This window comes from Streptomyces sp. MNU76 (assembly GCF_020982545.1).
In the GTDB taxonomy this organism is placed as follows: Bacteria; Actinomycetota; Actinomycetes; order Streptomycetales; family Streptomycetaceae; genus Streptomyces.
This window is the reverse complement of record NZ_JAJKLK010000006.1, coordinates 208048-234048: the sequence shown is the minus strand read 5'-3', so window position 1 is coordinate 234048 and position 26001 is coordinate 208048. Positions and strand designations below refer to the sequence as shown.

The window sequence follows — 26001 nt, the reverse complement described above, 5'->3', positions numbered from 1 at the left end:
CCGCGGGCCCCGCACACCGCTGGACGCACCCGCACACCCGTCGGGAGCAAGGGCTTCACGCGCGCGGACCGTCGCAGCACCGAGAGCACGGGCACCGGCGCCGGGCCTCGGCCCGTCGATCGATGCACCGGAGGCGTAAGTCGCCCCCTTGTGACCTGAATCTGTAGATTTGTACGCCGGGGCGTACGGCTGTCGGGCGTGCCGACGGTCGCGCCCGTCTCATGGACCTCGCAGGCGAGGACAGACATGTTCGACTTGAGTGCGCCGGTCGTGACCACGTTCGTCGTGTACGTGGTCGCCGTGATCGGAATAGGCGTCTGGGCGTACACCCGCACTCGCACCTTCGCCGACTTCGCCCTCGGGAGCCGCAGGCTCAGCGCGTTCGTCGCCGCCCTGTCCGCAGGGGCCAGCGACATGTCCGGCTGGCTGTTCCTCGCCCTTCCCGGAGCGGTCTACGCGGCCGGCCTCGGCGCCGGCTGGATCGCGCTCGGCCTGGCGGTCGGCACCTACCTCAACTGGCTGTTCGTCGCTCCGCGGCTGCGCACCTACACCGAGCACGCCGGCAACGCCGTAAGTCTCTCGGCCTATCTGGAGGAGCGGTTCGAGGACCGCACCCGGCTGCTCAGGATGGTCTCGGCGGCGGTCACCCTCGTGTTCTTCACCGTCTACGTGGCCAGCGGTCTGGTGGCCGGCGGGTTGCTGTTCGAGCAGGTCTTCGACCTCCGTTTCGGACTCGGGGTGACGCTGACCGCCCTGGTGATCGTCATCTACTCAGGTCTGGGCGGCTTCCTCGCCGTGAGCCTGACGCACGTGGTGCAGGGCACGCTGATGTTCCTCGCCCTGCTCGTGCTCCCTCTGGTCGGTATCGCGGCGCTCGGCGGCTTCGGGGCACTGGGCGATGCCGTGGAGAGCAGGACGCCGAAGCTGCTGGACGCGGGGGCCGACGTCGGCTACGCGGGCGGTCAGTGGTCGGCGGACGGGTCGCTCGGCGCCGTCGCGATCATCTCGCTGCTCGCCTGGGGCCTCGGCTACTTCGGTCAGCCGCACATCCTGGCCCGTTTCATGGGCATCCGCAGCATCCGTGCCGTCCCCGCGGCCCGTCGCATCGGAACGGTGTGGGTCGTCGTCGTGCTCGCCGGTGCCACACTCGTCGGCCTCGTGGGGATCGGGGAGCTCGGGGTCCCGCTCAGCGACCCGGAGACGGTCTACATCGACCTGACCCGGACCCTGCTCAACCCCTGGGTCGCCGGGCCGATGCTGATCGCCGTACTGGCCGCGATCATCTCGACCGCGGACAGCCAGCTTCTCGTGTCGTCCGTCGCCCTCACGGAGGACGTCTACCACGCGTTCCTCAACCGGCGTGCCTCCGACAGGACGCTGGTGTGGATCGGTCGCGGCTCCGTCGTCGTGGTGATCCTGGTGGCCTGCGTGATCGCGCTGGAGGGCGGCGGTGTGCTGAGCATCGTCGCCTATGCCTGGGCGGGCTTCGGAGCCGCCTTCGGGCCGGTCGTCCTCCTCTCACTGCACTGGCCCCGTATGACCTGGGCGGGGGCCATGGCCGGGATCGTCTCGGGCGCGGCGACGGTGCTTCTGTGGAAGAAGATCAATCCACTGCTCGGGCCACTGGAGTCGGGCATCTACGAAATGGTCCCGGGCGTGCTGGTCGCCACGGTCGCCGCACTGGTCTTCGGCAGGTTCGTCGGCCGTCCGCCGAAACGGGCCTTCTGGCGGATGCCGGGCGGCGGGATGAGCCAGTTGATGCTCTCGCCGTTCCTCGCCCACGCACCGGTCGGCATGGCCGTCCTGGACACGGATCTGCGCTACGTCTGGGTGAACAGGCCGCTGGACCGCCTGATCCCCCTGGAACAGCGGCTGGGGCGGAAGGCGACGGAAGTGCTGCCGAGCGGGGAGGCGGAGGCGTTCGAGGAGAAGATGCGGACGGTTCTGGAGACCGGGGCCCCGGTGATGGACTACGAGTTCCGAGCCCCCGGCTCCACGGACCTCGACCGCAGACGCGCGTACTCCGCCTCCTTCTTCGCGATGAAGGACCGCCGGGGCCGGGCCGTGGGTGTCTGGTACATGATCATCGACGTCACCGAGCGCTGGCGGGCCCAGGAGCGCCTGGCCCTGCTGAACGATGCCGGTGCCCGTATCGGCAGCACGCTGGACGTGACGCGGACCGCTCAGGAACTGGCCGACGAGGTCGTGCCGGTCGTCGCCGACTTCGTCGCCGTCGACCTGCTGGACTCGGTGATGCGCGGCGAGGAACCGGCCCCCGGACCGGTCGACATGACGCCCGTGATTCGCCGCGCGGCGCAGCAGTCGGTGCGTGAGGGCTGTCCGGAGGCGTCCCTGGCCGTCGGAGAAACGGTACGGCGTGCCGCCCTGTCGCCCGTGACCCGCTGTCTGCTGGAGAGCAGAACCCTGGTGGAACGGATCATGGACCCCTCCACCAGCGCCTGGGTGACCGAGGACCAGTCACTGGGCACCACCCTGCGAGAGTTCGACTTCCGCTCGCTGATGGTGGTTCCGGTACGGGCGCGCGGCGTCACCCTGGGCGTGGCGACGTTCGCCCGGTCCCGGCACCGCCACCCCTTCGAGGAGGACGATGTCCGTCTCGCCGAGGAACTCGTCTCCCGGGCGGCGGTGAGCGTCGACAACGCGCGCCGCTTCACCCGCGAGCGCGCCGCGGCCCGTTCCATGCAGCGGTACCTGCTGCCGCAGGAACTGACGGCGGGGTCCGCTCTGGAGGTGGCGTCGTGGTACTTCCCGGCGGACGCTCCCAGCGGTGTGGGCGGCGACTGGTTCGACGTGATCCCGCTCTCCGGAACCCGGGTCGCACTGGTCGTGGGGGACGTGGTCGGGCACGGCATGAACGCGGCGGCGACCATGGGACGCCTGCGCACCGCCGTCCGCACGCTCGCCAACCTGGACCTCCCTCCGGACGAGTTGCTCGCTCATCTGGACGACCTGGTCATCGGCCTCACGGAGGAGGACGGCAGCGGGGAGTCGGCGGCGTACGGGGACGGGACGGCGGGCACCGCGTTCATGGGAGCCACCTGCCTGTACGCCGTGTACGACCCCGTCAGCAGACGGTGCACGCTGGCCCGGGCCGGTCACCTCCCGCCCGTGGTCGTCGGCCCGGACGGCGTCGCCGACGTCCTGGAACTGCCCGCCGGACCGCCGCTCGGCCTCGGGTACCTCCCCTTCGAGTCCGTCGAACTGGAACTGGCCGAGGGCAGCCTCATCGCGTTCTACACCGACGGCCTCATCGAGACCTTCGACCGGGACATCGACGTCGGTCTGTCCCGGCTGGGCGAGGCCCTCACGGTGTCCCGGCCCCTTGAGGGCATCGGCCGCAGTGTGGTCGACGCCCTGCTGACCGGTCCGCCGTCGGACGACGCGGCCCTGCTCCTCGCCCGGACCCGCGTGCTGGCTCCGGACCAGGTCGTCTCCTGGAACCTGCCCAGCGACCCGGCCGCCGTGGCGCACGCCCGCGCCCTCGTCGGCCGGCACCTCGCGGAGTGGCGCATGGACGACCTGACGTTCACCACGGAGCTCATCGTCAGCGAGCTGGTCACCAACGCCATCCGCCATGCGAGCGGACCGGTCTGCCTCCGCCTGATCCGGGATCGCAGCCTGATCTGCGAGGTCTCCGACGCCAGCAGCACCTCGCCGCGTCTGCGCCATGCCCGGACCACCGACGAAGGAGGGCGGGGCCTGCTGATCGTGGCCCAGCTCGCCCAGCGATGGGGTACCCGCTACACCGCGACCGGCAAGATCATCTGGGCGGAACAGGTCATTCCCGGCCCTGCCGCCACCTCGGTCCGCCGGGCATAGCGTTCCGGCACCCTCACGCGGCACTCCTGCCGACGGCACCCGGTCACGTCGCCGTACGGTGATCGAGGCGGACGGCGAGCCGTACGTCACGACAACCCGGTGATCACCATGCGTGCTTCGGTGGAGACGGACTCCGGCAATGGCGCGCACCGGATGCTGGGTACTGCGCGGTCGTCGCCGTCCCGCTGCCGGTTCAGGCCGGCTGTCAGCCGTGGGCCGACGCCCGCGCCCGGGGTGCGCGGGCACGATCGAGAGGGCCGCCTTGACGTAGCGGCCGAGGCCGTCGACCAGTACCTCGTCGGCCTCGGCCGTACGCACACCCGAACACACACCAGTGCCCGACCTCACTCGACGCGAACCGCACGTGAGACTCAGCCGAATCCGAAAAGGCCGCGAGCGGTTCCACACCCGCGCGTGAACCCTCCTGGCCGCTTCGGACAACAGGGGGTGGAATGCACTCCACTCCTACTGCACGAAGAAGTGAGGGCCTCGTGGGGGATCCACCCACCGACGACGCGCTGGTCATCCAGGAATCACTGGAGCAGCCGGAGATATTCGCCAGGCTCTACGACAGACACGCCGCCGAGATCCACCGGTACGTGATGCGCCGGCTGGGCGACGGTCACGCCGACGACATCACGGCGCAGACCTTCCTCATCGCCTTCCGCAACCGCGCCCGCTACGACGTCACGCGCGCCAGTGCCCGGCCGTGGCTCTACGGGATCGCCGGCAACCTCATCGGCAGCCACCGCCGCTCCGAGGTGCGGGCGTTGCGGGCGCTGGCCCGTACCGGCGTCGACCCGGTGGCCGAGTCCTGGTCGGAACGGGCCGACGAGCGGGTGACGGCCGCGGCCTCGCAGCAGGCGCTGGCGGGGGCGATCGCGGCCTTGCCCGGCAAAGACCGGCATGTGCTGCTGCTGGTCGCCTGGGCGGACTTCACCTACCAGGAGTGTGCCGACGCCCTCGGGGTGCCGGTCGGCACGGTCCGCTCCCGGCTGAACCGGGCGCGGCGCAGGATGCGCAAGGCGCTCGGCGCCGACCCCACCCTCGTAAGCGACCACAGCGGGGCGGTAACCCATGGATGACATGACCAAGCTGCACGAGTTGCGCGCCGACGCGCCGACGCCGGAGCGGGCGCGGCTGGTTCCCGGGCGCCGGCAGCTGCTGAGCGCGGCGCAGCAGGGCTCGGCCCGCAGGACGCGGTGGGACTGGCGCGTGACGGCCGCGGGGGTCGCCGCGACGGTGGTCACCATCGCGGTGCTGGTGACCATGCTCGTCGGGGGCGATGAACCCGAGCGCGGCGTGCAGCCCGCCGGCCCCGACCTGACGTCCGCGACGGCACTGCTGGAACAGGCGGCGGAAGTGGTGTCGCAGCAGCCGGATCTGCGTCCGCGCGACGGCCAGTGGGTCTACCTGAAGACCGCGCGGTGCCAATACGGCGCGTCGGACGCGGCGCCCGATGCCGAGCCCGAGGTGAGCGAGGAGTGGGTCCAGTACGACAGCCCCGTGAGGGAGGACGACACGGACGGCGACGACGAGCCCTCGCAGCGGCGGCTGTATCGCCTGCTCGCCTCGCTGCCGGACGACCCCGCCGAGATCCGTGAGCGGGCGGCCGACATGTTCCCCATGGGCGAGGACACCGGCTTGACGGATGAGCAGATCGAGACCTTCGCGCTCCTGGCGACCCTCGACGAGGCCTATCCGGTGCCTCCGCAGGGAATGGCCAAGCTGTTCCGGGCCCTGGCCGCGGACCCCGGGATCAAAGTGGTCCCGCACCTGGTGAAGGACCCCATGGGGCAGGACGCCATCGCCATATACCCGGACCTGGGCAGCAAGGTCGTTCAGCGCCGGGAGTACCTCCTCGACCCCGACACCTTCCAGTACCAGGGGACCCAGTCGGTCGCGGTGCGCGACTACGACGAGAAGTACGAGGACGGTTCGTCGGTCGGGGGCTCGTACAAGAAGGGCGACGTCACCTTCTGCGAGATGAAGATGACCCAGTCCCTCGTCGACCGGGACGGCGAGAAGCCCTGAACCGGCCGGGCGGGGCGGCCCACGGGCCGCCCCGCCCGCGGACTCCTATGCCTCTGTCGCCTCCGGTGCTTCCGTTGCCGCCGTCCTCGCGGTGTGGGGGCTCTTGCCCCTGCTGAACGCGAAGTAGAGCACGCCGGCCACGACGACTCCGATGAACCAGGAGTACGGACCCAGCGAGGCCCCGTATCCGGACGGTCCGTAGACGGGGAGGATGCTGGAGAAGACGGCGCCCACCACACCGGCGGCGAACGCCCGTACGTTCCAGCCCCCCTGGAAGCGGAACTCCCCGTGCTCCTCGTACAGAGCGGGCACGTTCAGCTGTGTCTTCCGGATGAGGTAGTAGTCGACGACGATCACACCGAAGATGGGGCCCATCGTCGAGCCGATGGCGTTGACGAAGCTGGGGGCGTTGTCCCAGGGGTGGAGCGGGTAGAGCAGGAGTGCGATGACGGCGGCGATGAGGCCGCCCCTGCGGAAGGTCACGTGCTTCGGGGCCACGTTGGCGAAGTCGAAGGCGGGACTGACGAAGTTGGCGACGACGTTGATGCCGAGGGTCGCCACGGCGAAGGTCAGGGCGGCGAGCAGGACGAGGAACGCGCTGTCGAACTTGGCGGAGATCTCGGCCGGTTCGAGTATGACCTCGCCGTACACCTTGCCGGCGGCGGCCGTGGTGATCGCGGCGACGAGGGAGAAGAGGATCAGGTTGACGGGCAGGCCCCAGATGTTGCCCTTCTTCAGGGCCTTCGTGTCCGGGGTGAAGCGTGCGAAGTCACCGAAGTTGAGGAACAGGGCGGCGAAGTAGGTGACCCAGGTGGCGGCTATCGCCGCGATCGCGGCGAATGAGCCGGGGCTGACGTCGAGCCCGGTGGCGCTCTTGGCGAGTGCGGCAAGGTCGCCGCTCGGCATGTCGACGGAGAAGGACAGCGTCCCGGCCTTCACGGACAGCGCGATCGCGAGGATCAGCATCATCACCCAGACCGCCGGGCCGGCGAAGTCCTGGAAACGGCGGACCGTCTCCATGCCCTTGCTGATGATGAGCAGTTGGGCGGCCCACACACCGAGGTAGCAGAGCACTTCGAGGCCGCTGTGGTCGAAGAGCCGACTGGTCTCGTGCAGATGCCTGGGTCCGTCGTAGCGGACGAGGAAGGCCACGATGGCGCCGGCGGCGGCGCTGGTCTGGGCGCCGTACCAGAAGGTGGCGACCACGGCCCGTACGAGGGCTGGCACGTTCGCGCCGAACGTGCCGAACGAGGCGCGGGCGAGGACCGGGTAGGGGACACCGGTCTTGACGCCCGCCTTGCCGATGAGGGTCATCAGCCAGTAGATGATCAGCGAGCCCACACCGATGCCGATGAGGAACTTGAAGGTGTCGCCCGCGACGAGGAACAGGCTGGCGGCCAGGAAGTAGCCGTACAGACTGTGCACGTCCGAGGTCCAGACGTTGAAGATGCTGAAGGCGCCCCACTTGCGTTCGGTGGCGGGGGCCAGGTCCGCGTTGTAGAGACGGGAGGAGTACCCGGGCGGGGTGGTGGTTCTGTCCGCGTCCGCGCTGTCCGTGGCCGTCATGTCCTGCTCCTTCTCGCTGTGCCCTGTCCCCTGCCGGCGCCGCGCCGGACGGTTGATTGCGGCAGCCAACGGCCAGGTTGTTGCACCGGCGTGTCGGGCGCGTACCAGACCCATCAACGGAAAATCTCTTCCATTTACAGGACCGGGTCGCGGAAGGGGCGGCGAGGACGAGCCAGGGAGTGCCGGTGCCGACGCACCAGCAGCGCCGGATCACCGACGAACAGTTCCACGAAGCGACGCTGATCTTGGACTACCAGCGGATGGGCCGCGAACTGCGCCCCTGCTCGGCGGCGGTCGGACCGGGCAGCCGCGACCTGGGCGTGGCCCGGCGGGCGGCAGGTGAACGGGATCGCATCGCCTCGGCAGATTTCGGGCGCGCTGTCTGAGGAACCGGCGCGGGGTGCGGGTCGTCCGATGCTCGACGGTTTCAGTACCGCGGACATCAAAAGCTTGCCCTGGAGCTCGGCATGCAGGAGCTGGAGGCCCTGGAGGCCCCCGGCTTCTGGAGCAACTTCAAGGAGGGCGTCTCCGTCTCCGTGGGCGTCAGCGCGATCTACGGCGGCGTGGCCTCGGCCGTGGTCTCCGCCACGTGATCACGTCGATCGAAGGACCGACTGACACACGGTAGGTTCCGCGAACCGCAGGCTGCGTTCTGATTAGCCCTGACCGCTGCCTTGTTCGTGGTGGTGCCGACTCCGGTCGACTCATGACCTTCCGGAGTCGGTTCCTCGGCGGACCACAATTGGTCCGCCACAGTGAAAGGATTCCCAATAGGAAATCTCATGTCGGAAAATGAGTCATGGCGCGCAGTCAATATGAAGCTGGCCCTGACCATCCCGGTCCTTGTGACGGGCATCGCCATCAGCCAGGTGTCACTCGAAGGCTGGGCGGCCGACGGACTCATGTTCTTCTGCGCCGTCGCTCTGATAGCCGTCGTCCTGCGTATCGGGCTCAACGCCCGTGCCGGGAGCGGTGGTGAGTGACATGGCCGTTGCCCGCTTCGACGGTGTGACGAAGGTCTTCGGCGGGACGGCGGTCGTGGAGAACCTCTCCTTCACGTCCGGCCGGGACGGATCGTCGGTCTTCTCGGCCGCAACGGCGCGGGCAAGACGACCTCCCTGCGGATGCTCCTCGGCCTCAGTCTTCCGACCTCGGGACGGACCACCGTCTTCGGCATGCCGTACACGTGCGCAATCCGCACTCCGGTGCGCTTGCCCGGTAGCCAATTCCGCAGATCAGCACGGTCGCAGGCTTTCCCCTTGACCTCGTGGTACTGGCATGAGTCGGCCCGTATCGAGCACGGCAACGCCGGACTCATCAGTCGCCGCACACCTTGCGGTACGGCACGTCACGCACGTACGTCCGCCACTGCGCCCGCGTCAGCTCGCGCACTCCCGCCCGTGCGCACACCGACTCGACCGCCCGGGCCGGGTCGATCGAGTAGCGCTGGAGAGGCACGTGCGGGCTTCCCGCGTACACCGTGCCGCTGTCCGCGCCGAACGCCACGGTGTCGATCGTGTCGCCGGGTGTGGTCAGGAGGCCGCCGAGCGGCTGCTGGGTGGCGATGTCCCACAGCTGGAGGCCTCCCGCCTCGCCGCCCACCGCCAGCGTGCGGCCGTCGGGGCTGATGGCGAGGGCGCTGACGGCCTCGGAGGTGTCGCCGTTGATCGGGTCGGGGCCGGTGTCCGGTCCGCCGGCTGTTCCCTCCGGGAGCGCGGGGAAGACGTTGGGCAGGGTCCCCTCCCGCTGCCGGACCTCTGCGTCCCACAGCGCCACCCGGCCCGTCTGGTCCCCCGCCGCGAGCCGCGAACCGTCCGGAGCGAAGGCGAGGGCGCCGAGCTCGCCGCCCTGGACCAGGTCGCGTCCGGTGGCCCTGCCGCCCGGCAGGGTCGCCTTGCGGTTGTCGCCGACCAGCAGCCCGTCGTCGGGACGGACGCCCAGGTGACTGCTGGACAGGCCCGTGAGGACCGCCGTCCGGCGGTGGCGGGCGGTGTCCCAGGTCTCGTTGAGCAGTTCGCCGACGGCCGGTGTGCGGGTGAGGTGGAGCGTGCGGGCGTCCGGGCCGAGGGCGATCGTGATCACCGCCCCGGCCGATGTCCGCGTCGCCAGGTCAAGCGTCGTGCGGACCCGGCCCCGGGTGACGTCCCAGATCGTGAGGCGCTGCGGGGACGCCTCGTAACCGGGGGCCGAGACGGCGTACGCGAGCGCCTTGCCGTCGGGGGTGAAGGCCAGAAGGGGGAGGGTGTACTCCGGGAGTACCGGCCGGGAGGGATCGCGCGACACGGGGAACGGCGCGGGCGGCAGTGTCCTGAGCAGTCGTCGGTCGCGCGTGTCGCGCAGCTCGAAGCGGTAGGTGTCGCCGGTGCGTCGCGCGGCGGCCAGGGTGCGGCCGTCGGGGCTGATCAGCACCTTGCCCGCCGGCTCGTCCTGCCAGGCTGACGTCACGGCCGCCGTGACGTCCAGGGTGTGGACCGTGCCGGCCTCCAGATAGCGCAGTACCGGGCGGCCGGGGTCCCAGGCCGGACCGTCGTACGGGTGCTGGTTGTTGAGGGAGTGCCGGAACACCGGTGCGTGGACGCCCAGCCGCCACACCCTGATCTCCTCCCTGTCCACGATCGCCAGGAAGTTCCCGTCCTTGCTGAAGGAGGCGGACCTCACTCCGGTGTCGGGGAGGTCGGCCAGCTGCTCCCCCGACCGGACGTCCCAGACCCGCACGCCGCTCGGGGTCACCGCGGCGAGCCGCCGTTCCCCGCCGAGCACCAGCTGCGAGCGCTCCTGGCCGCAGACGTCGCCCGCGCGTTCCCAGCGCCCATGCACCGTGCGCCGGGCCGTGAGGTCCCGCACCTGCGGCGCGTCGCCTTCCCCGACGGTGCAGAGCGCGGCGAGCCGGCCGACCGCGCTCGGCACCGTGCTGTCCAACTCCGCCTCGAACAGCAGTTTCCCGTCCGTGGCCGAGTGCACCCCCGTGCCCTCCCGACCGTCGTCCCAAGCGCCCACGACATACGTGCCCTCGCCGAACTCCACGAAGGACGACGCCGGCAGCCGGTCACCGACCGGTCGTCCGGCGGCCGTGTCCCACAGCCGTATCCCGTCGCCCTGGCCATGGCCCTGGATCGCCAGCAGCCGCCCGTCCGGACTCGCCCCGACCGCGGTGGCGCCCTCCGGCAGCCGCCCCTCGGCGATCCGCCGGTGCCGTGCCACGTCCCAGGTCCGCCAGGTGCGCCCCTCGACGCTGAGCAGGGTGCGACCGGAGTCCGTCAGACGGCGGAAGGGGCCGTCGCCCGGCGCCTGGTCACTGAAGGTGTCCAGTTCCTGCTGGCCGAGCGAGCCCAGCAGCGCCCGCCGGGTCTCCGGCAGCTCGGCCACCCGCCAGGCGGCGACGCCCAGCAGCTGTGCGGTGCGCGGGTCGGTCGTGCGCAGGCCGTCCGCGACGGCGGCGACGCGGCGGGCCGCGTCGTCGATGCGGCGGCGCTCGTTGTCCCGGCCCTGCGTCCAGGCGGCGAGACCCGCGACCAGCGCCACCACGAGGACCGCCGCCAGTACGCCCATACCCGCCCGTGCCCGGCGCGTGGATCGGGCGGCGGCCCGGCGTTCCGCCTCCCGGGCCGCCAGCGCGGCGGTGAGGAACTCGCGTTCCGGCACGGTCAGGGAGTGGTCGTGCTCGTGGTCGGGGAACAGCTCCGCCGCACGGTCCAGGCGGGTGCCCCGGTACAGGGCGCCGGGGTCGCGGTCGTGCTCCAGCCAGATGCGGGCGGCGTCGGTCAGCGCGCGGCGGGGGCGCAGCCGCTCGCGGTCCTCCTCGATCCAGCCACGCAGCCGGGGCCAGCTGGTGATCAGCGCCTCGTGGGCGAGCTGGACGGCGTCCTCGTCGACGGTCAGCAGCCGGGCGCGGGCCAGCCGCTCCACCACCACGGGCACGTGGGGGCAGGCCACCTCCGCGCGCTCGGCCCGGGTCAGCGGGCGCCGGGTGTCCGGGGTGCCCTGGCCGGGCTCGACCATCCGCAGCAGCAGCCACCGGGCGGCATCCGCCTGCTCCGCGGTCAGTTGCCCGTACGCCTTCTCCGCGCTCGCCGCGATCGCGCCGCGCACCCCGCCCGCCGCCTGGTACGCGGCGAGGGTGAGCACCCGGCCCTTGCGTCGCCGCCAGGTCTCCAGCAGGGCGTGCGAGAGCATCGGCAGCCCGCCGGGCTCGTCGAGGACCTCCTCCACGATCCGCGCGGTCAGCTCCCGCTCCACCAGGTGCCCGACTTCCTGCGCCGGCTTGACGACCGCCTCCCGCAGCTCTTCCGCGGTCATCGGGCCGACCAGCAGTCCGGCGCCGCACAGCGTGTCCGCCAGACCGCGGTGCTCGCCACAGCGGGGGTAGAAGTCGGCCCGTACGGCGATGAGCACGCGCAGCCGGCTGCCGGGGTCCCGGGCGGCGAGCAGCAGGTCGATGAACCGGGCCCGTTCGGCCCGGTCCCGGCACAGGGTGAAGACCTCCTCGAACTGGTCCACCACGACCCAGCTCTCGGGCTCGTCCGCCGCCGGGGTCAACAGATGGCCGTATCTGACGGCCGGCCGGTCGCCGGGCGTCAGCACCCGCAGCACCGCCGGACGCCCCCGCTGCGCGATCTCCTCCTGGAGCCGGGGTATCAGTCCGGCCCGCAGCAGCGAGGACTTCCCGCTGCCGGAGGCGCCGAACACCGCGGCGAACCGGTGCCCGCACACCAGCTGGAGCAGGTCCTCCGTCAGGCGGTCCCGGCCGAAGAAGAGCTCCTGGTCGGCCGGCTCGAACCGGGACAGGCCCCGGTACGGCGCCGCCGCCTCCTCGTCGTCCTCGCGGACCTCCCCGGCCACCTCCGCCTCGGCGTCCTTCCACCGCGGCTCCCACTCGTCCGGGTCGCCGCCGCAGGCCCGTACATAGCCCTGGACGACGGCGAGGGACGGCAGCCGTTCACCGGCCGCGGCCTGCGACAGCGTTGTCGCGGAGAAGCCCGCCGGATCGGCCATCTTCCGGTACGAGGGGCTCCCCGCGGCCTTGCGCAGCTCCCGCAGCTCGTGCGCGAGCCGCGGCACGGGACCGGCCGTCGGGTCCAGCGGTCTTTCCGGGCGCGCCATGCGCACACCTCCGTACGGCCGGCGAAAGGGACATCGAGCGCGACGAACGTACAAGCCGCCGGGTAGCGACAAGGTTGCCAACGGGTGACGTACGGGCGAGGCGGCATGTGACGTCCATCAAGCCTCCTTCCGCCCACGAGATTGATCGGCCTGGCAGATGGGACGTGCACAGCAACGTTCCGGTTGCGAGCGGCGGCGGGGCAAGGCCGATCCCGGCACTCCGAACACCTGGAGGACAGCACATGCCCCACACGGGCATGCGACGGCGCACCACGCGGGCGTCGCCGCTCCGCAAGGCGGTGAGCCGGCGCGGGTCTGGACGATCGACCGGTGGAACCGGCTCATCGGCGTCACGCTCACGGCCCTGGCCGACTACGCCCTCGTCCTGAACAGGGTCAACGCCGGCCGTGACCCGACCGGCGTTGATTGCCCTGATCGGACGGGCTGACGATCAACTCTCCGACTGCCAGTCTTGAACCCGTGCCCCTCATCCCCCCCGAGGGGCAGAAACAGCCGCGCGGACACTCCCCGTCCGCCGGCGGCTTCCGGCGTGGTCGTCAGCGCCCGACGTGGCCCACGAAGGCGACGTACGCCTCCGGCGAGAGGGCGAGGGTGCCGACTCGGGGCCTTGGAGTCGCGGACGGCGATGTGTGGGGGGTGAGGTGGGCGACCTCGACGCAGTCGCCGCCCGTGTGTCCGCTGTAACCGGACTTACGCCAGGGGACATTGGCCAGATCCGGTGTGGACTGGACTCCACTCCGGTGGCATGAATTGCGTAACTGCCTCTCCCGAGGAAGGACTTGGCGCCCGGTACGGCACCGTCTTCACCCTCGGTGAGCACTCCGCCCGGCACCTGCGCCGCATCCTCCGCCTGTATCTGTCGTCCCGACCGGCGTGCCGCGGTGCTGATGCCGCGGCTGCCGGAGGAGCCGGGGCTGTGCGTGGAGGTCACCGACACGAGGCCGTGCCCGCGGTCGTCCACAGCTGTGGACGGACTCTTCGAACTCTTCGAACTCTCCGAGGACGGGCGCGGAGTGGGGATCGTCGAGGCCGTGACGGATCGGTGGGGGCGGGTTCCGCTGACCGACCCGCCTGGCGGCCCGTCTGGTTCGAGTGAGACGCCAAGGCCGCGGGACAACGCGAGGTGAACGGCGAACGGCGCGAGAGGAACGGGTGTTGACGCCACGAGGAACATCCGCCCGAAACGCCGAGGACGATTGTTCGCCCTGATCAGAACATGCCGCCGATCAACTCCACGCGCTCCAGTCTCGGTGTCGTCCCGCCGGAGTCCCGGCAGAACGAACCAAGAGAACCACTGGAGCACCCCACATGTCTCGGACAGCCAAGCCCCGCCGACGGTCCCGTCTCGCCAAGGCCGCCCTCGTCCTGGGCAGCGCCGCCGCCCTGACCGTCGGTCTGACGGGCAGTGCCAGCGCCGGCGTCCTGAACCCGCTGCCGTGGAACGCGAGCACGTTCCAGAACAAGTACATGCCGCTCTTCGACTACGACGGGGACGGCTGCTTCCCCGCGGCGGCGGTGGACGCGAACGGAAACCTCAACGGCGGCCTCAACCCCAGCGGCTCGATCACCGGCCAGTGCCGCGACGGCCACCTCGGCAGAGCCAACACGTACGCGCAGTCCCTGTGCCGGAACGGTTGGTGCGCCTACGTCTACGCGCTCTACTTCGAGAAGGACCAGACGCTCAACGGTGCCGACGCCTTCGGGCACCGCCACGACTGGGAGTCCGTCGTGGTCTTCCAGAAGCAGGGCGAGGAGCGCCCCCGGTACCTGGCCGCCTCCCGGCACGGCGGTTACAGCACCCACCCGATCAACGAGGTGCCGATGGACGGCAACCGCGTCAAGATCGTCTACCACAAGGACGGCGCGAGCACGCACGCCTTCCGCTTCGCCAAGTGGGGCGAGGTTCCCGAGGCCTGGGGCAACGGCGGCTGGGACACCCCGGCCCTGGTCACCATGGAGCAGATGGGCAAGACGCCGCGCGACGCCCTGTGGAACTCCCAGTGGGGCAGGGCCAACTTCCCGCTGACCAACAACCTGGTCAGCAACATCAACAAGGCCCGGCCCGGCGAGGTCCCCGCGTTCTGACGCACGGCCCGACCACCGAGCAGCCGCCGGCGGTGGTCCCGGCTGGGTGCAGCGGACAGCGCCGTCGGAGAACGAAGCGGCGCTGTCCGCTGCACGAAGGGCTACGCGGCGAACTCGCCCGATCGATCCGAGGCCGTGATCCACAGCGCCATGGCAGACCTCATGGCCCGCGTGCCAGGGAGGCGATGACGCTCGCCGCAGGCATGGAGGTGCTGCCGGTGATCACTCAGGGCTGGCAGATATATTTCGTAGCTCGATATATGCTCGATGCATGACCAGACGGAATCCGCCCCTGACGGAACCGCAGTACTTCATCCTTGCCGCGCTCATGGATGGTCCGTTGCACGGTTACGGCATCATCAAGGCTGCCGAGCAGGCCACCGACGGGCGGCTCCGGATCGCTGTCGGCACTCTCTACGGCGCGCTGGAGCGGATGGAGCGGGCCGGGCTGGTGGCCGCCGGTCATGAGGAGATCGTGGACGGGCGGGCGCGGCGCTACTACCGGCTCACCGAGGACGGCACCGAGGCGCTCGGCCGGGAGGCGCTGCGGATGCAGCAGGCGGCGGCCGTCGTCATCGGACGCTCGCGGGATGCCGGAGCGGCCCCGGCATGAACCGTCTGCTGCTTGCGGTCTATCCCGAGCCCTACCGTTCCCGACAGGGAGAGGAGGTGCTGGCCTGCCTGTCCGAGGCGTATCCCGGCCGCTCCTGGCCCCCGCCGCGGGAAGTCGCCGCCCTGGTGCGCGCCGGGGTGCGGGCCCGCGCCCGTGCCGTCGTCGACGACACGGCCCGGCCGTGGTGGCTGGACGGCATCCATCTGGCCGCCCTGGCCCTCGCCGCGCTGGCGCTGGTTCCGTACCTGCAGGACGTGTGGCATTGGGCACTGCGCATCGACCCCGGACAGCACGCCATCGCCTTCCACTTCTCCGGCTGGTATCCGTGGGCCGAAGGTCCCACGCGGATACGGCTGCTGCCCTACGGGCTGCTCCCGCTGGGCTGTCTGATCGCTCTGCTGCGTGGCAGGCCGTGGATCGCGCTGCCGGCCGCGGCAGCCATGATCTGGGCCGGCACCACGTCCCAGGGCCGCACCCTCTTCGGCGACGAGGGCAAGGCGGGCCTGAGCTACTACGGTCTCGGCGCCCCGCTGACGGCCCGTGACCTGGTGCTCTCGGGGACACTGTGCGCCGCGTGCGCCGTGCTGGCGTTCTGCCGTCCCAGCCGTCTGCGACGCCGCTCGTACCGCTGGCTGGCTCCCGTCGTGCTCGCCATGTTCGTGGCCGGGGGCCTGCACATCATCTCCGTCAGTCCGGCTTTCCAGCGCGGTTTGTTCGTCCTCGAAGTCGCCGCGCTGCTCGCCGCGTGGGCGGCGACGGCCGCCACCGGCGACCACCGGTGGCTGATCCCCGTCGCGGCGGTCGCGTTCGTCCGCACGCAGGCGATCGTCGTCCGTCCGGACGCGTTCATGCAGTCCTTTCCGGACCTGGTCGTCCTCCTCCTGCTGATCGCACCCCTCCCCGCCCTGGCGATCGCCGCCCAGCGCCGACAGGCGCAGGCACTCGCCGAATAGGAGCGCCCCAGGTGGGCCGACCGAGCCCGTGCGGCCCACGTCGCGCCGCACGACGTGCGTGACCGAACGTCCCCCTCAACGGAAGAAACAGAGCGATGACTCAGCACGATTCTCCGTCCCTGCCCACGCACCGTCCGGGGGCCTCAAGGCAGGCCCCCGAGGCCCCCGACGACCCCAGCCCGTCGCGTACGACACGGCCGTGGATGCCGGCTCTGCTGTACACCCTGGGGTTCCTGACGGTCTATCTGCTCGCCATCTGCACCCCGTGGGGGCAACGAGCCGAGAACGCCCTGTTCGCTCTCGGTGCAGGGGGCAGCGAAGAGGCATGGATCTACCCCCTGTCAGGAGCGGTCTACGGCTCGACGCCCCTGCCGCCGATGGAATTGAGCGCCAAGCCGACCCTGATGGTGGGCCTGGCCGTCATCGTGGTCCTCACCCTGGTGCGGCGGTGCTGGTGGCAGGGCTGCGCGGCGCTCGGGGTCGTCATTTTCACGACCGGAGGCAAGGAGGTGCTCGAATCGACCATCCTGCCCCGCCCTGATCTGGTGGGTGCGCCGGAGAATCTCCTTGAGCAGGGTTTTCCCAGCGGGCACACGGCCATCCCCGCCGCGCTGACCCTCGCCGCCGTCCTCATGGTTTCCCCTCGCGTCCGCCCCTATGTCGCCACGACCGGTGTGCTGTGGCTCGCCTGCATCGCCGCCGCCAGTGCGACCATGGGCGGTCACCGGCCCAGCGAGGTGCTGGGAGCCACACTGTTGGCCTGTGCCTGTTACGGCCTCGCCACCTGGCTGCTGCCGCCGGCCGCCGCGCCAGGCGCCACGTGGAGCCCTCGTGCGCTGCCCGTCATCACCCTGACGCTGGCCTTGGCCGTCGCCCTCGCCTCCGGCGCACGGAACGACACCCTCACCAGGTCACTGACCTCCGCGGCGGCGGGCTTCCTATGTGCGGCCCTGGTCTGGTACGCCGCAGTCGGGCGGCCCGCACGCGCCGCACGCCGCACACGCCCGGCGCCGGGCTGACCACCCTCCTCCCGTAGTCCCGGTCAACACGCCGGTGTCGCCCGGCGCGGCAACCGGACGGCCAGAACGATCAGGTCGCTGAACGAGTGCCGAGGTGATCCACAACGGCAACACCGACGGCTTCGACTCGCTCCGCGTCGACGAGAGATTCGGCTTCCGCACCGTCGAGGTGCGCCCCGGCGACGGCGTGTACGTCAACGGCGTCAAGATCCTCCTCAACGGAGCCCACCGGGCGGAGCGGAGGTACATGGGTGGCGGAGTCTCGTCTATTTCAACAACCCCTGCCCCGGTAGCCTCACCTGTGGCCAGTAGCGCAACACCATCCCCCCACCCCCAGGTGTGCGTGCCGGTGTGGACGACACCCAGGTATCTCTGCCCCTGGCAGCCGGGTGCTCTCCCCCGTGCGCCGCCTCTAGGAGGACCACGGTGAAAGTTCGCACCAGAAGCTCGGCGATCATCGGCACTCTCTGCCTCGTCGCTTCCCTCGCTTTGACCACGGCGTCTGCCGACGAACCCAGCGCCCCACGTCAGGCAGCGAAGGTCGTGCTCACGAAGGTGGCCACGGCCCAGAATCCATCCGTCGGCACCGCCGGTCCCGGCGGCACGGTCTGGATAGCCGAACGCGCGGGCAAGGTAAGGGTCCTGGGCGATGAGGGGCTCGGCGCGCCCGTCATCGACATATCCGGCGAGACCACCACCAGCGGCGAACGTGGCCTGCTGGGCATCACGTTCGACAAGGAGTTCGCGCACTTCTACATCTCGTTCACGAACCTCCAAGGCACCACCACCGTGGACGAGTTCGCGGTGCGGGACGGCAAGATCCAGCCGGACACCCGGCGCACCGTCCTCACCCAGACACAGCCCTACGCGAACCACAACGGCGGTGACATCGCGTTCGGCCCCGACGGCTACCTCTACATCGCGCTCGGCGACGGCGGCTCGGCCGGCGACCCGCACGGCAACGGGCAGAACCTCGGCACACTGCTCGGCAAGCTGCTGCGGATCGACCCGAGCGGCGGCAAGCCCTACGCGATCCCGCCGGGCAACCCGTTCGTGGACGACCCGAACGCGAAGGACGAGATCTGGGCGTACGGGCTGCGCAATCCGTGGCGGTTCTCCTTCGACGCGGGCACGGGCGACCTGCTGATCGGGGACGTCGGCCAGAGCGCCTGGGAGGAGATCGACTGGGCGCGGGCATCCAGCAAGGGCGGCGAGAACTACGGCTGGTCCCAGATGGAGGGCAACCATCCCTTCCGGGGCGGGACGGAGCCCGCGAACCACGTACGGCCGATCCACGAGTACGACCGCAGCGGGCCTGGCTGCTCGGTCACCGGCGGATACGTCTACCGAGGCGGGGCGATCCCGGACCTCAAGGGTCAGTACGTGTTCAGCGACTACTGCGACGGCACCATCCGCACGCTGCAGATGGAGAACGGCAAGGTGACCGGCGTGAGCAGCCTCGGAGTCGACGGCGGCCGGGTCGTCTCGTTCGTGCAGGGAGGCAACGGCGAGCTGTACGTGCTCGACCTGCGTGGCAGCGTCTCCCGTATCGACCCGGCGTGACGACGACCGCATGAAGAAGTCGCCGAGCTGCCGGTACCACCCAGGTCGGCTGGATCACCTTCGGGATCTCCGGCCCGCTTGAGGCGCGTCCGAGGCCTCGACCCGAGAGCCTGACGTCCTTCGGGTGCAGGACCCGCGGTTCGGCGACCGCTGCTGGACGACGCTGAGTCGGTGTTGCGCCTTCGGGGTCGTCTCTTCGGGTCGGGGTCGGGGCACTCCCAGCCCGGCCCGGAACCGGCGGTATGCCGACCGGCCGTGCCATCGCCCGGCACGCATCCGACCTGACCGAGCACAGCATCCACGACATCGTCTGAGCCGTATCCGCCGGGCCTGCGTGCGGCCCGGGCCTTTCGTGACCACCATGGCGCGTCAGTTGAAGTACTGCCTCTTGGGCTGAAGTACTGCCTCCTGGGCATGAGTTGGGCGGCCCACAGCCACCGGGCACCCAGTCCTGCCCAAACACTCCCTGACCTGCACCCATTTACGCGTCAGATGCCCGTCTTTCGGCGCCGGCAGCGACGAGCCCGCCACGCGGCCGAGACCGGCCCCCGCCAATCGGAGGGGGTCGGTCGGCTGACCGGCGGGACATCTCCCGAAGCTCGGCGGATGGTCGACAGCCCCCGCCTCGGCAAGGTTGTCCCGGTGACCGACATCCAAAGCGCCAAGGAGGCGCCTCCCCAGCCCTTACCCGCGTCCGAGTCCGCCACGGCGACGGAACGCCCTTCGTCGACGGCGCGGCTGGTCGGGGTGGACCTCGCCCGCGCACTGGCCGTGTTCGGAATGTTCGCCGTGCACACCGGCCCGTTCAACCCCTTCCCCACGTCCGGCAGAGGCGTTGGCGAATGGGTCGTCTGGCTGGCGAGCGGCCGGGCCTCGGCGCTGTTCGCCACCCTCGCCGGGTTCTCGTTGGTGCTGATCGCCGGCCGCCTGGAACCGAAGACCGGACTGGCCGGCCGGCAGGCGAGGGCCAGGATCGTGATCCGGGCCGTGATCCTGCTGGTGGTGGGCACCGCGTTGACGATGACCAACTTCGGCGGCGCCACGATCCTCAACTTCTACGCGGTGTACTTCCTGCTGTCCCTGCCCCTGCTGCGGCTGCGGGCCAGGACGCTCGCGCTCATCGCGGTCGCGCTCGCGGTTGTCACGCCGCAGCTGGCGTACGCCCTGAGGGCGCTGCTCAGTGAGTCGATCGTGAACACCATCGACTCGTACGACCCGATCGCGCGCCTCTCCGGCGTGGGTGTGCTCGACATCCTGCTCACCGGCCTCTACCCGGCGATCACCTGGATGACGTTCGTGGTCACCGGCATGGCGTTGGGCCGGCTGGACCTCGCCTCAGGCGCGGTGCGGCGGCGGCTGGCCGTGGTCGGTCCCGCGCTGATCGCCTTCGGATACGGCGTCTCGTGGCTGGCGCTCCGGCTGACCGGCGGCGCTCAGAAGATCATGGCCGGCATGCCTGCCATGCAGGACCCGGGTGCCATGAAGGAGTTCGGTGCCATGAAGGATCCCGGTATGGCAGAGGGATCTTTCGACTTGCCGGTCGGTGGTGGGTTGGGGGGCCCCGACGCCTGGGGGCTGCTGGCGGCCGAGCCGCACAGCGGTTCCACGTTCGACCTCGTCGGTTGCCTGGGGGTCGCGATCACCGTGATCCTGTGCGCGACGGTGGCGTTGGACCGACTGCCGTGGCTGCGCCGGCCGGCAACGCCGGTCATCGCCGTCGGCACCATGTCCCTGACCCTCTACGTAGGCCACATCCTGGCAATCCTCGCCCTGCCCGGCGAAGCGGCCACCCCGCCGCAGGCCGCCTCTTTCGGGCTGCTGCTCTGCTTCATCGTCGGGGCCACCGTGTTCGCGGCGGTCTGGTCCCGCTTCTTCCGCCGCGGCCCCCTGGAGCACCTGCTCAACGACGCCACGAAACTGGCACGTCGCGTCCGATGAGCATCGGGTGGGCACCCCGGGAAGTCCGAGCGTGAGTCGGCCTCCGGCGGGCGGTCGCCGGAGGCCGTGGCCCCGCGGCTCCCGCGCAGCCGTCCGCCTCTCACCCGCCGTTCCGCCCCGACTCCGACTCCGAGGACCGTCGCCGTGGCCGTCATCCCCACCGCCCGGAGTACCGGCTCCCATGGCCTCGGCCCGGCATCGCATTGCCGTGCCGACCGGCCGGAAGGTCCGGCGCGTCGGGGGCGGTTCCTGGGGACTGAGCATGAGTGAGTCCGCCCAGCCGCACGCCCCGAACGGTCTTGGGCGTTCCCCCACTGCACTGAGCCGGCGATCGCGGATCTCTCGGGGCAGGCGCCTGGCCGTCGTACGCCCTGATCTCCGTGATGCCGTTGTGCACACGCCCTAGGGCCGCGGCAACCGCCGACGCGGTGCGCGGCCGACCACGTAGGAAAGGAATCCTGTGAACACCGCATCCGCCCCAGAGGCGACGGGTGCCGAGGCCCTGCCCGCCCGCGAGACGCTCAAGGCGCTGTACGGGTACGTCCGTCCGCACCGGTGGGCCGTCGCGCTCGGTCTGCTGTTGGCGCTGGTAGGGGCTGCCGGAGGGCTGCTGCAGCCGCTGGCCACGAAGGCGCTGGTCGACCGGCTCTCGTCCGGTGGCACGATCGGCACCATTCTGCTGGCCATGACCGTTCTGGTCCTGCTGAGCATGGTGGCCGAGGCGTTCGGTGCCTTTGTGCTGGAACGGACGGCGGAGTCGGTGGTGCTCGCCGCCCGCCGCAGCCTCATCGGACGGTTGCTGCGGCTGCGCCTCACGGAGGTGGACCGGATGCAGCCGGGCGATCTGATGTCCCGGGTGACCTCCGACACCACTCTGTTGCGGGCCGTCAGCACCCAGGCGGTGGTCTCCGCGGCGACGGGGGCGGTGACGCTGGTCGCGGCGGTCGTGGTGATGGCGTTCCTCGATGCCGTCCTGCTGGGCGTCACGCTCGGAGTCGTCGCGGTCGTCGGTGTGGCTGCCGCGCTGGTGCTGCCGAAGATCGGGGAGGCCGCCGAGCGTGCGCAGGCGGCTGTCGGGGAGATGTCCACGGGCCTGGAGCGGGTCTTCGGCGCGTTCCGTACGGTGAAGGCGTCCGGCGCCGAGGAGCGGGAGACCGCTCGCGTCGAGGCGGCGGCACGCAGGGCGTGGCGCCACGGCGTGCGCAGCGCGAAGTGGGAGGCCGTGCTGGGTTCGGCCGACAACCTCGCCGTCGAGCTGGCGTTCCTCGCGGTACTCGCCGTCGGCGGGGCGCGGGTGGCGTCCGGGGACATGCCCGTGTCCACGCTCATCGCGTTCCTGCTGTACCTCTTCTTCCTGATGGAGCCGGTGTACCAGCTGGTCGAGGCAGCGTCCCAGTACCAGGAGGGCGCGGCCGCGATCGCCCGGATCGCGCAGGTCGACCGCCTGGCGACGGAGAAGCAGGACCGGTACCGGTCGGCGCGGCCCGCGGCGACCAGGACGGTGCGGCCACGTCCGGCGTCGGTTCGCTTCGAAGAGGTGTCCTTCCGCTACGGGACCGGGTTGCCGGACATCCACCAGCGGGTGGACTTCGAGGTGCCGGGAGGCGGAATGACGGCGTTCGTCGGCCCCTCGGGAGCGGGCAAGTCGACGGTCTTCGCGCTCGTCGAGCGGTTCTACGAAGCGACCGGCGGCCGTGTCCTGGTCGACGGCAAGGACGTGACACAGTGGCCGCTGCCCGAGCTGCGGTCCGTCATCGGATACGTCGAGCAGGACGCGCCGGTGCTGGCCGGCACGCTGCGGGAGAACCTGGTCTTCGCCGCGCCCGGCGCGACCGACGACGAGATACGCGAGGTCCTCACCCGGACCAGGCTCGACGCCCTCGTCGAGCGTCTCCCGCACGGCCTGGACACCCCGGTCGGGCACCGCGGCACGAAACTGTCCGGCGGCGAGCGCCAGCGCATCGCGATCGCCCGCGCGCTGCTGCGCGGGCCCCGGCTGCTGCTCCTGGACGAGGCGACCTCGCAGCTCGACGCCGTCAACGAGCTGGCACTGCGGGACGTCATCGCCGAGACCGCACGCGAGACCACCGTGCTGGTGGTGGCCCACCGCCTGTCGACCGTCACGGACGCCGACCGCATCGTCGTCATGGACGCGGGCAAGGTCCGCGCGGTCGGCACCCACGAGGAGCTGGTGGCCGAGGACGAGCTGTACGCGCGGCTCGCGGCGACGCAGCTCCTGACCTCGGCGGGACGCGGGTGAGACGGGCCTGACCCGGGGGCCCGCCGGTGCCGTCGGCCGTCGGGCCACGTCCACCGGCTGCCCCCGCCGTGCGGCGGGGGCAGCCGGCTGCGGCGGTTCGCTGCCCGCCCAGTCAGTCCCTCACCCGGGAGTCCCCATGCCCGTGCTCATGGCCAAGGGCGAGCAGGCGCGCTGAGCAGGCCGGACGGCCGCCCGCTCGACCTGACGCGCACGGGCACCGGCCGGCAGCCCACTCCGCGCCCCGGTACACCGTTTCCGCCGCGGGCTCCCACGGCGCTGATCATGGCGGCGGTGACCGCGGAGCCGACGCGTGGATCATGACGGTCATCGGCGAACCGGCGCCTGCACCACCTTCGCGGACCTTCTCCAGGCCATCGAGCGCCATGGCGAAGCACGCGCGCCCGATCCCCGCACCACTCGGCGCCGCCGGCACCCGGCAGACCGGCCAACGGTTCGCAGCACACGAGGATTTCGGGGAGTACGCACGCCTGCGCCGCGACGCCCTGTTGCGCTACAGGCGACCTGGCCGGGCGTCAACCTGAGGACCGAGTGGTGGCGGCCGCCGTGTCCTGAACCCGCACCGGTCCTTGCCCCCGGCCCGCGCCGACACCAGGCCCGCGGATGTCCCGCAGTTGTCCGGACCGCGTCCATGGACGACCGGTTGGCGCCAGGCGGAGCTGAGATCAGTCGGCCAGGGACCACAGCCGAGGCCCGCAAGGGCAATCCCCTTGCGGGCCTCGGACGGCTGACCGGGCCGGGATGGGGCAGGAAGCCGAGCCACCCCGACCGGACCTCACCGGATGTACTTGGCGGGTTTGGTGGCGGCGTTGAGCAGGTACTCCAGGGGGCCGCGGCGGAAGAAGCGGGACCAGATCGTGGCGAACACGATCGCTGTCAGGATGTACGTGAGCACGGGCACCCAGGACGTCGTGGTCCCGGCGCCGGAGGCGGGCCAGGCGGACTGGGCGAGGAAATGGCCGACGTAGGCGGTCAGGGACATGGTGCCCACGGCGATGACCGGTTTCGCCAGGCGGCGCAGTAGCGGCAGGCGGTCGATCGCCACCATCGCGGCCACGATCACGAGGATCGCGACACCCACGCAGCCGATGGTGTCGAGGGTGGTGCCGGTGTGCGCTGTGGCACCCAGCAGGTCCGAGGCCGACGACACGAGCTGCCCGCCGGACCCGCTGCCCATGGACCCGCTGCCCATGGACCCTGCCCCGGGGCCGCTGCCCATGGACCCCGCTCCGGAGCCGCTGGACGGTCCTCCGCCTCCCTTGAAGCTCAACACCGCGCTCGTGCCACCCAGCAGCGTGGCCAGGCCGTAGGCGCCCACGGTGAGGCTTGCACCGAGCGCCGCCAGGCGCCGCTGCACGGTGGCGGCGGTCAGGTCGAGGCGGGCCAGGGCCATGCCGGCGGTCACGAACGCCATCCACGTGATCGTCGGGTAGAGGCCCGTGAGCAGCAGATCGAGTACTCCCACGGTGCTGAGCTTCTCGAGCGGGTCGTAGGCGTTGATGCTCTGCTGGACGGAGTCGCTCAGCCACATCTTCAGAACGAACGCCAGCTGCGGCATGACGAGCGCGATCCCCGCCGCGATGATCGCCAGCGTCTTGGCGCTCAGTCGCACCAGGAGCAGCGCGAGGAGGAAGTAGACGCCGTAGTAGGCGAGGATGATGATGTCCCCGTACTCCATCGCCAGCACGGTGCCCAGCGCCAGCAGGATCACGGCGCGGATCGCGATGCGGGCCTTCGCCTGCCGGCCCGCCAGGCCGGTCTTCGGCTCAAGGCGGCCGGCGATCAGCATCAGCGAGAACCCGGCGAGGGTGGCGAACAGGGCCGACGAGCGTCCCTCCGCCAGGGAGTACACCCAGCTGCCGAGGTCGTTCCCGGCTGACGGCATCGGGGCGATGTGCACGATGTACATGCCGAACACCGCCAGCGCGCGGGCCAGGTCCAACCCGACCAGGCGTCCCATCGAGGGGCCGGGCGAGACCTGCCCGGCGGACTCGGGTGAGGTTCGGGGCCCTGGAGGCGAGTTCTCCTGCGGAGCCGATGTCTCCTGCGGCGGCTGTATCTGTGTCATGCACAGAATGCTTCGGTGCCGTCAGGAGACGGACCATCCGGCAGGCTTCGGTGACGCCCCCGCCGACCGGCCGGGCCCACCCCGCCGACCGGCGGAACAGCGCCGCGGCGGCCGGCCGGCGGGCCCGGACAGCCAACCGCCTTATTTGATGACGGCGTTGGCCACCACGACCGTCAGCCCGAGCAACGAGTCCACGGTGCCGATCATCAAGGCGGAACTCCACGTGCGACCGGCAGCTCGGGCCGCGAGCAGGCCCCAGACGAACAGCAGCACCACGTTCACGGCGAAGGCCACGTACTCGATGCCCGCCGAGGGCCACCACCCCCAGCCCGCGCCGAGCAGCAGGACCACCGTCGGCACCGTCGCCACCACCAACGGCCACTCGGACAGCAACAGCCGCACCGCGGCGCGCACACCGTGATGGGTCCGGTCGCCGCGCAGGGCGATGAGATGCGCGTAACCGTGCGCCAAGGCCGATGCGGCGGCCGTGATCAGGAGCCACTGGGCGCTGATGAACCGGTCGGCGGGCGCCGTCTCACCCTGCTCCGTCAGGGCGGCCACCATGGAGCTGGCGAGTACCGCCCCGTACACGCCTCCGAACAGCACATGGGGCTGCGCCGCACAGCGGCGCAGAGCACGGACAGGCCGACGAAGGTGCAAATCGGGCATGGCTGGGTGATCCTCGAACGGTTCGGAAAACGACTGCGGCCGGCAGACCCGGTCGGGCCCACGGACCGATCCCACCGAACGAGAACAGCCGACACCATCCGCCGGACCGCGCACACCCGCCCGCCGACGGGCCGGAGCGCTCCCCCCGAACGGCTGGAACCATCCTGCCGGGTGGCGGGAGTCTGCAGCGGCCGCACCGTCCCGCACCTGGCCGGACGTACTGTCCACAGGGAGCGATCACCGTACGGGAACGT

The 26001-nt window shown here is 71.0% G+C and carries 19 protein-coding genes and 1 pseudogene; 14 read left to right on the top strand and 6 right to left on the bottom strand.

Features of this window, described 5'->3' with window-relative positions; translation table 11 throughout:
- The first annotated feature begins 246 nt into the window (after positions 1-246).
- The 3 genes from putP to E4N62_RS16260 all read left to right on the top strand — a co-directional run bounded on the left by putP (position 247) and on the right by E4N62_RS16260 (position 5874).
- Positions 247-3840, top strand: a complete 3594-nt coding sequence (gene putP, locus E4N62_RS48695; RefSeq protein ID WP_308185114.1) for a sodium/proline symporter PutP — start codon at positions 247-249, stop codon at positions 3838-3840.
- Positions 3841-4292: 452 nt separating this feature from the next.
- Positions 4293-4925, top strand: coding sequence for an RNA polymerase sigma factor (locus E4N62_RS16265; RefSeq protein WP_230215193.1), 633 nt, complete (start codon positions 4293-4295; stop codon positions 4923-4925).
- Between the two features lies 1 nt (position 4926).
- Entirely contained in the window at positions 4927-5874 is a 948-nt protein-coding gene (locus E4N62_RS16260) for a CU044_5270 family protein (RefSeq protein WP_230215191.1), read from the top strand.
- 45 nt (positions 5875-5919) lie between these two features.
- On the opposite strand, the gene E4N62_RS16255 is transcribed toward E4N62_RS16260, so the two are convergent.
- On the bottom strand, positions 5920-7440 hold the full coding sequence (locus E4N62_RS16255; protein ID WP_230215189.1) for an NCS1 family nucleobase:cation symporter-1: 1521 nt from the start codon (positions 7438-7440) through the stop codon (positions 5920-5922).
- Positions 7441-7625: 185 nt separating this feature from the next.
- On the opposite strand from E4N62_RS16255, the gene E4N62_RS16250 reads away from it, so the two are divergent.
- The 4 genes and pseudogenes from E4N62_RS16250 to E4N62_RS48690 all read left to right on the top strand — a co-directional run.
- Entirely contained in the window at positions 7626-7826 is a 201-nt protein-coding gene (locus E4N62_RS16250) for a hypothetical protein (RefSeq protein ID WP_308185111.1), read from the top strand.
- Positions 7827-7907: 81 nt separating this feature from the next.
- Positions 7908-8033, top strand: coding sequence for a daptide-type RiPP (locus E4N62_RS48000; protein ID WP_268269456.1), 126 nt, complete (start codon positions 7908-7910; stop codon positions 8031-8033).
- 189 nt (positions 8034-8222) lie between these two features.
- Positions 8223-8423 carry a hypothetical protein gene (locus tag E4N62_RS16245; protein WP_230215187.1) on the top strand — a complete coding sequence of 67 codons (201 nt, stop codon included), beginning with the start codon at positions 8223-8225 and terminating at the stop codon, positions 8421-8423.
- Between the two features lie 90 nt (positions 8424-8513).
- Positions 8514-8567, top strand: a pseudogene (locus tag E4N62_RS48690) (hypothetical protein); the annotation flags it as partial.
- Positions 8568-8757: 190 nt separating this feature from the next.
- On the opposite strand, the gene E4N62_RS16235 reads toward E4N62_RS48690, so the two are convergent.
- Both E4N62_RS16235 and E4N62_RS16230 read right to left on the bottom strand, forming a co-directional pair.
- The gene (locus tag E4N62_RS16235) at positions 8758-12540 is read right to left on the bottom strand and encodes a hypothetical protein (protein ID WP_230215185.1); all 3783 of its coding nucleotides are present in this window, start codon (positions 12538-12540) and stop codon (positions 8758-8760) included.
- Between the two features lie 557 nt (positions 12541-13097).
- Entirely contained in the window at positions 13098-13274 is a 177-nt protein-coding gene (locus E4N62_RS16230) for a DUF397 domain-containing protein (RefSeq protein WP_230215556.1), read from the bottom strand.
- 595 nt (positions 13275-13869) lie between these two features.
- Here E4N62_RS16230 and E4N62_RS16225 point away from each other — a divergent pair.
- The 4 genes from E4N62_RS16225 (at position 13870) to E4N62_RS16210 (ending at position 17231) form a co-directional block, all read left to right on the top strand.
- Positions 13870-14646, top strand: a complete 777-nt coding sequence (locus tag E4N62_RS16225) for an NPP1 family protein (protein ID WP_230215183.1) — start codon at positions 13870-13872, stop codon at positions 14644-14646.
- A gap of 271 nt (positions 14647-14917) precedes the next feature.
- Positions 14918-15259, top strand: coding sequence for a PadR family transcriptional regulator (locus E4N62_RS16220; RefSeq protein ID WP_230215181.1), 342 nt, complete (start codon positions 14918-14920; stop codon positions 15257-15259).
- Positions 15256-16212, top strand: coding sequence for a hypothetical protein (locus E4N62_RS16215; RefSeq protein WP_230215179.1), 957 nt, complete (start codon positions 15256-15258; stop codon positions 16210-16212). The genes E4N62_RS16220 and E4N62_RS16215 overlap by 4 nt, the downstream gene beginning before the upstream one ends.
- Before the next feature lie 203 nt (positions 16213-16415).
- Positions 16416-17231 (top strand): phosphatase PAP2 family protein, encoded by an 816-nt coding sequence (locus E4N62_RS16210; protein ID WP_230215177.1) that lies wholly within the window; start codon positions 16416-16418, stop codon positions 17229-17231.
- A 70-nt stretch (positions 17232-17301) separates the two neighbouring features.
- Here E4N62_RS16210 and E4N62_RS16205 read toward each other — a convergent pair whose 3' ends face one another.
- On the bottom strand, positions 17302-17460 hold the full coding sequence (locus E4N62_RS16205; protein ID WP_230215175.1) for a hypothetical protein: 159 nt from the start codon (positions 17458-17460) through the stop codon (positions 17302-17304).
- A gap of 197 nt (positions 17461-17657) precedes the next feature.
- Between E4N62_RS16205 and E4N62_RS16200 the strand changes: the two genes are divergently transcribed.
- From E4N62_RS16200 to E4N62_RS16190, 3 genes are all read left to right on the top strand, one after another.
- Entirely contained in the window at positions 17658-18794 is a 1137-nt protein-coding gene (locus tag E4N62_RS16200; RefSeq protein ID WP_230215173.1) for a sorbosone dehydrogenase family protein, read from the top strand.
- Between the two features lie 642 nt (positions 18795-19436).
- The gene (locus E4N62_RS16195; protein WP_230215172.1) at positions 19437-20732 is read left to right on the top strand and encodes a DUF418 domain-containing protein; all 1296 of its coding nucleotides are present in this window, start codon (positions 19437-19439) and stop codon (positions 20730-20732) included.
- Between the two features lie 460 nt (positions 20733-21192).
- Positions 21193-22992, top strand: coding sequence for an ABC transporter ATP-binding protein (locus E4N62_RS16190; RefSeq protein ID WP_230215171.1), 1800 nt, complete (start codon positions 21193-21195; stop codon positions 22990-22992).
- 793 nt (positions 22993-23785) lie between these two features.
- Here E4N62_RS16190 and E4N62_RS16185 read toward each other — a convergent pair.
- Both E4N62_RS16185 and E4N62_RS16180 read right to left on the bottom strand, forming a co-directional pair.
- Positions 23786-25078, bottom strand: coding sequence for a DUF418 domain-containing protein (locus E4N62_RS16185; protein WP_230215170.1), 1293 nt, complete (start codon positions 25076-25078; stop codon positions 23786-23788).
- A gap of 141 nt (positions 25079-25219) precedes the next feature.
- Positions 25220-25747, bottom strand: coding sequence for a hypothetical protein (locus E4N62_RS16180; protein ID WP_230215169.1), 528 nt, complete (start codon positions 25745-25747; stop codon positions 25220-25222).
- Positions 25748-26001 lie beyond the last annotated feature (254 nt).

Coding starts and splice junctions, on each gene's coding strand:
- putP (WP_308185114.1), top strand. CDS start 247: ATGTTCGACTTGAGTGCGCCGGTCGTGACCACGTTCGTCGTGTACGTG.
- E4N62_RS16265 (WP_230215193.1), top strand. CDS start 4,293: ATGCACTCCACTCCTACTGCACGAAGAAGTGAGGGCCTCGTGGGGGAT.
- E4N62_RS16260 (WP_230215191.1), top strand. CDS start 4,927: ATGACCAAGCTGCACGAGTTGCGCGCCGACGCGCCGACGCCGGAGCGG.
- E4N62_RS16255 (WP_230215189.1), bottom strand. CDS start 7,440: ATGACGGCCACGGACAGCGCGGACGCGGACAGAACCACCACCCCGCCC.
- E4N62_RS48000 (WP_268269456.1), top strand. CDS start 7,908: ATGCAGGAGCTGGAGGCCCTGGAGGCCCCCGGCTTCTGGAGCAACTTC.
- E4N62_RS16245 (WP_230215187.1), top strand. CDS start 8,223: ATGTCGGAAAATGAGTCATGGCGCGCAGTCAATATGAAGCTGGCCCTG.
- E4N62_RS16235 (WP_230215185.1), bottom strand. CDS start 12,540: ATGGCGCGCCCGGAAAGACCGCTGGACCCGACGGCCGGTCCCGTGCCG.
- E4N62_RS16225 (WP_230215183.1), top strand. CDS start 13,870: ATGTCTCGGACAGCCAAGCCCCGCCGACGGTCCCGTCTCGCCAAGGCC.
- E4N62_RS16220 (WP_230215181.1), top strand. CDS start 14,918: ATGACCAGACGGAATCCGCCCCTGACGGAACCGCAGTACTTCATCCTT.
- E4N62_RS16215 (WP_230215179.1), top strand. CDS start 15,256: ATGAACCGTCTGCTGCTTGCGGTCTATCCCGAGCCCTACCGTTCCCGA.
- E4N62_RS16210 (WP_230215177.1), top strand. CDS start 16,416: ATGCCGGCTCTGCTGTACACCCTGGGGTTCCTGACGGTCTATCTGCTC.
- E4N62_RS16185 (WP_230215170.1), bottom strand. CDS start 25,078: ATGACACAGATACAGCCGCCGCAGGAGACATCGGCTCCGCAGGAGAAC.
- E4N62_RS16180 (WP_230215169.1), bottom strand. CDS start 25,747: ATGCCCGATTTGCACCTTCGTCGGCCTGTCCGTGCTCTGCGCCGCTGT.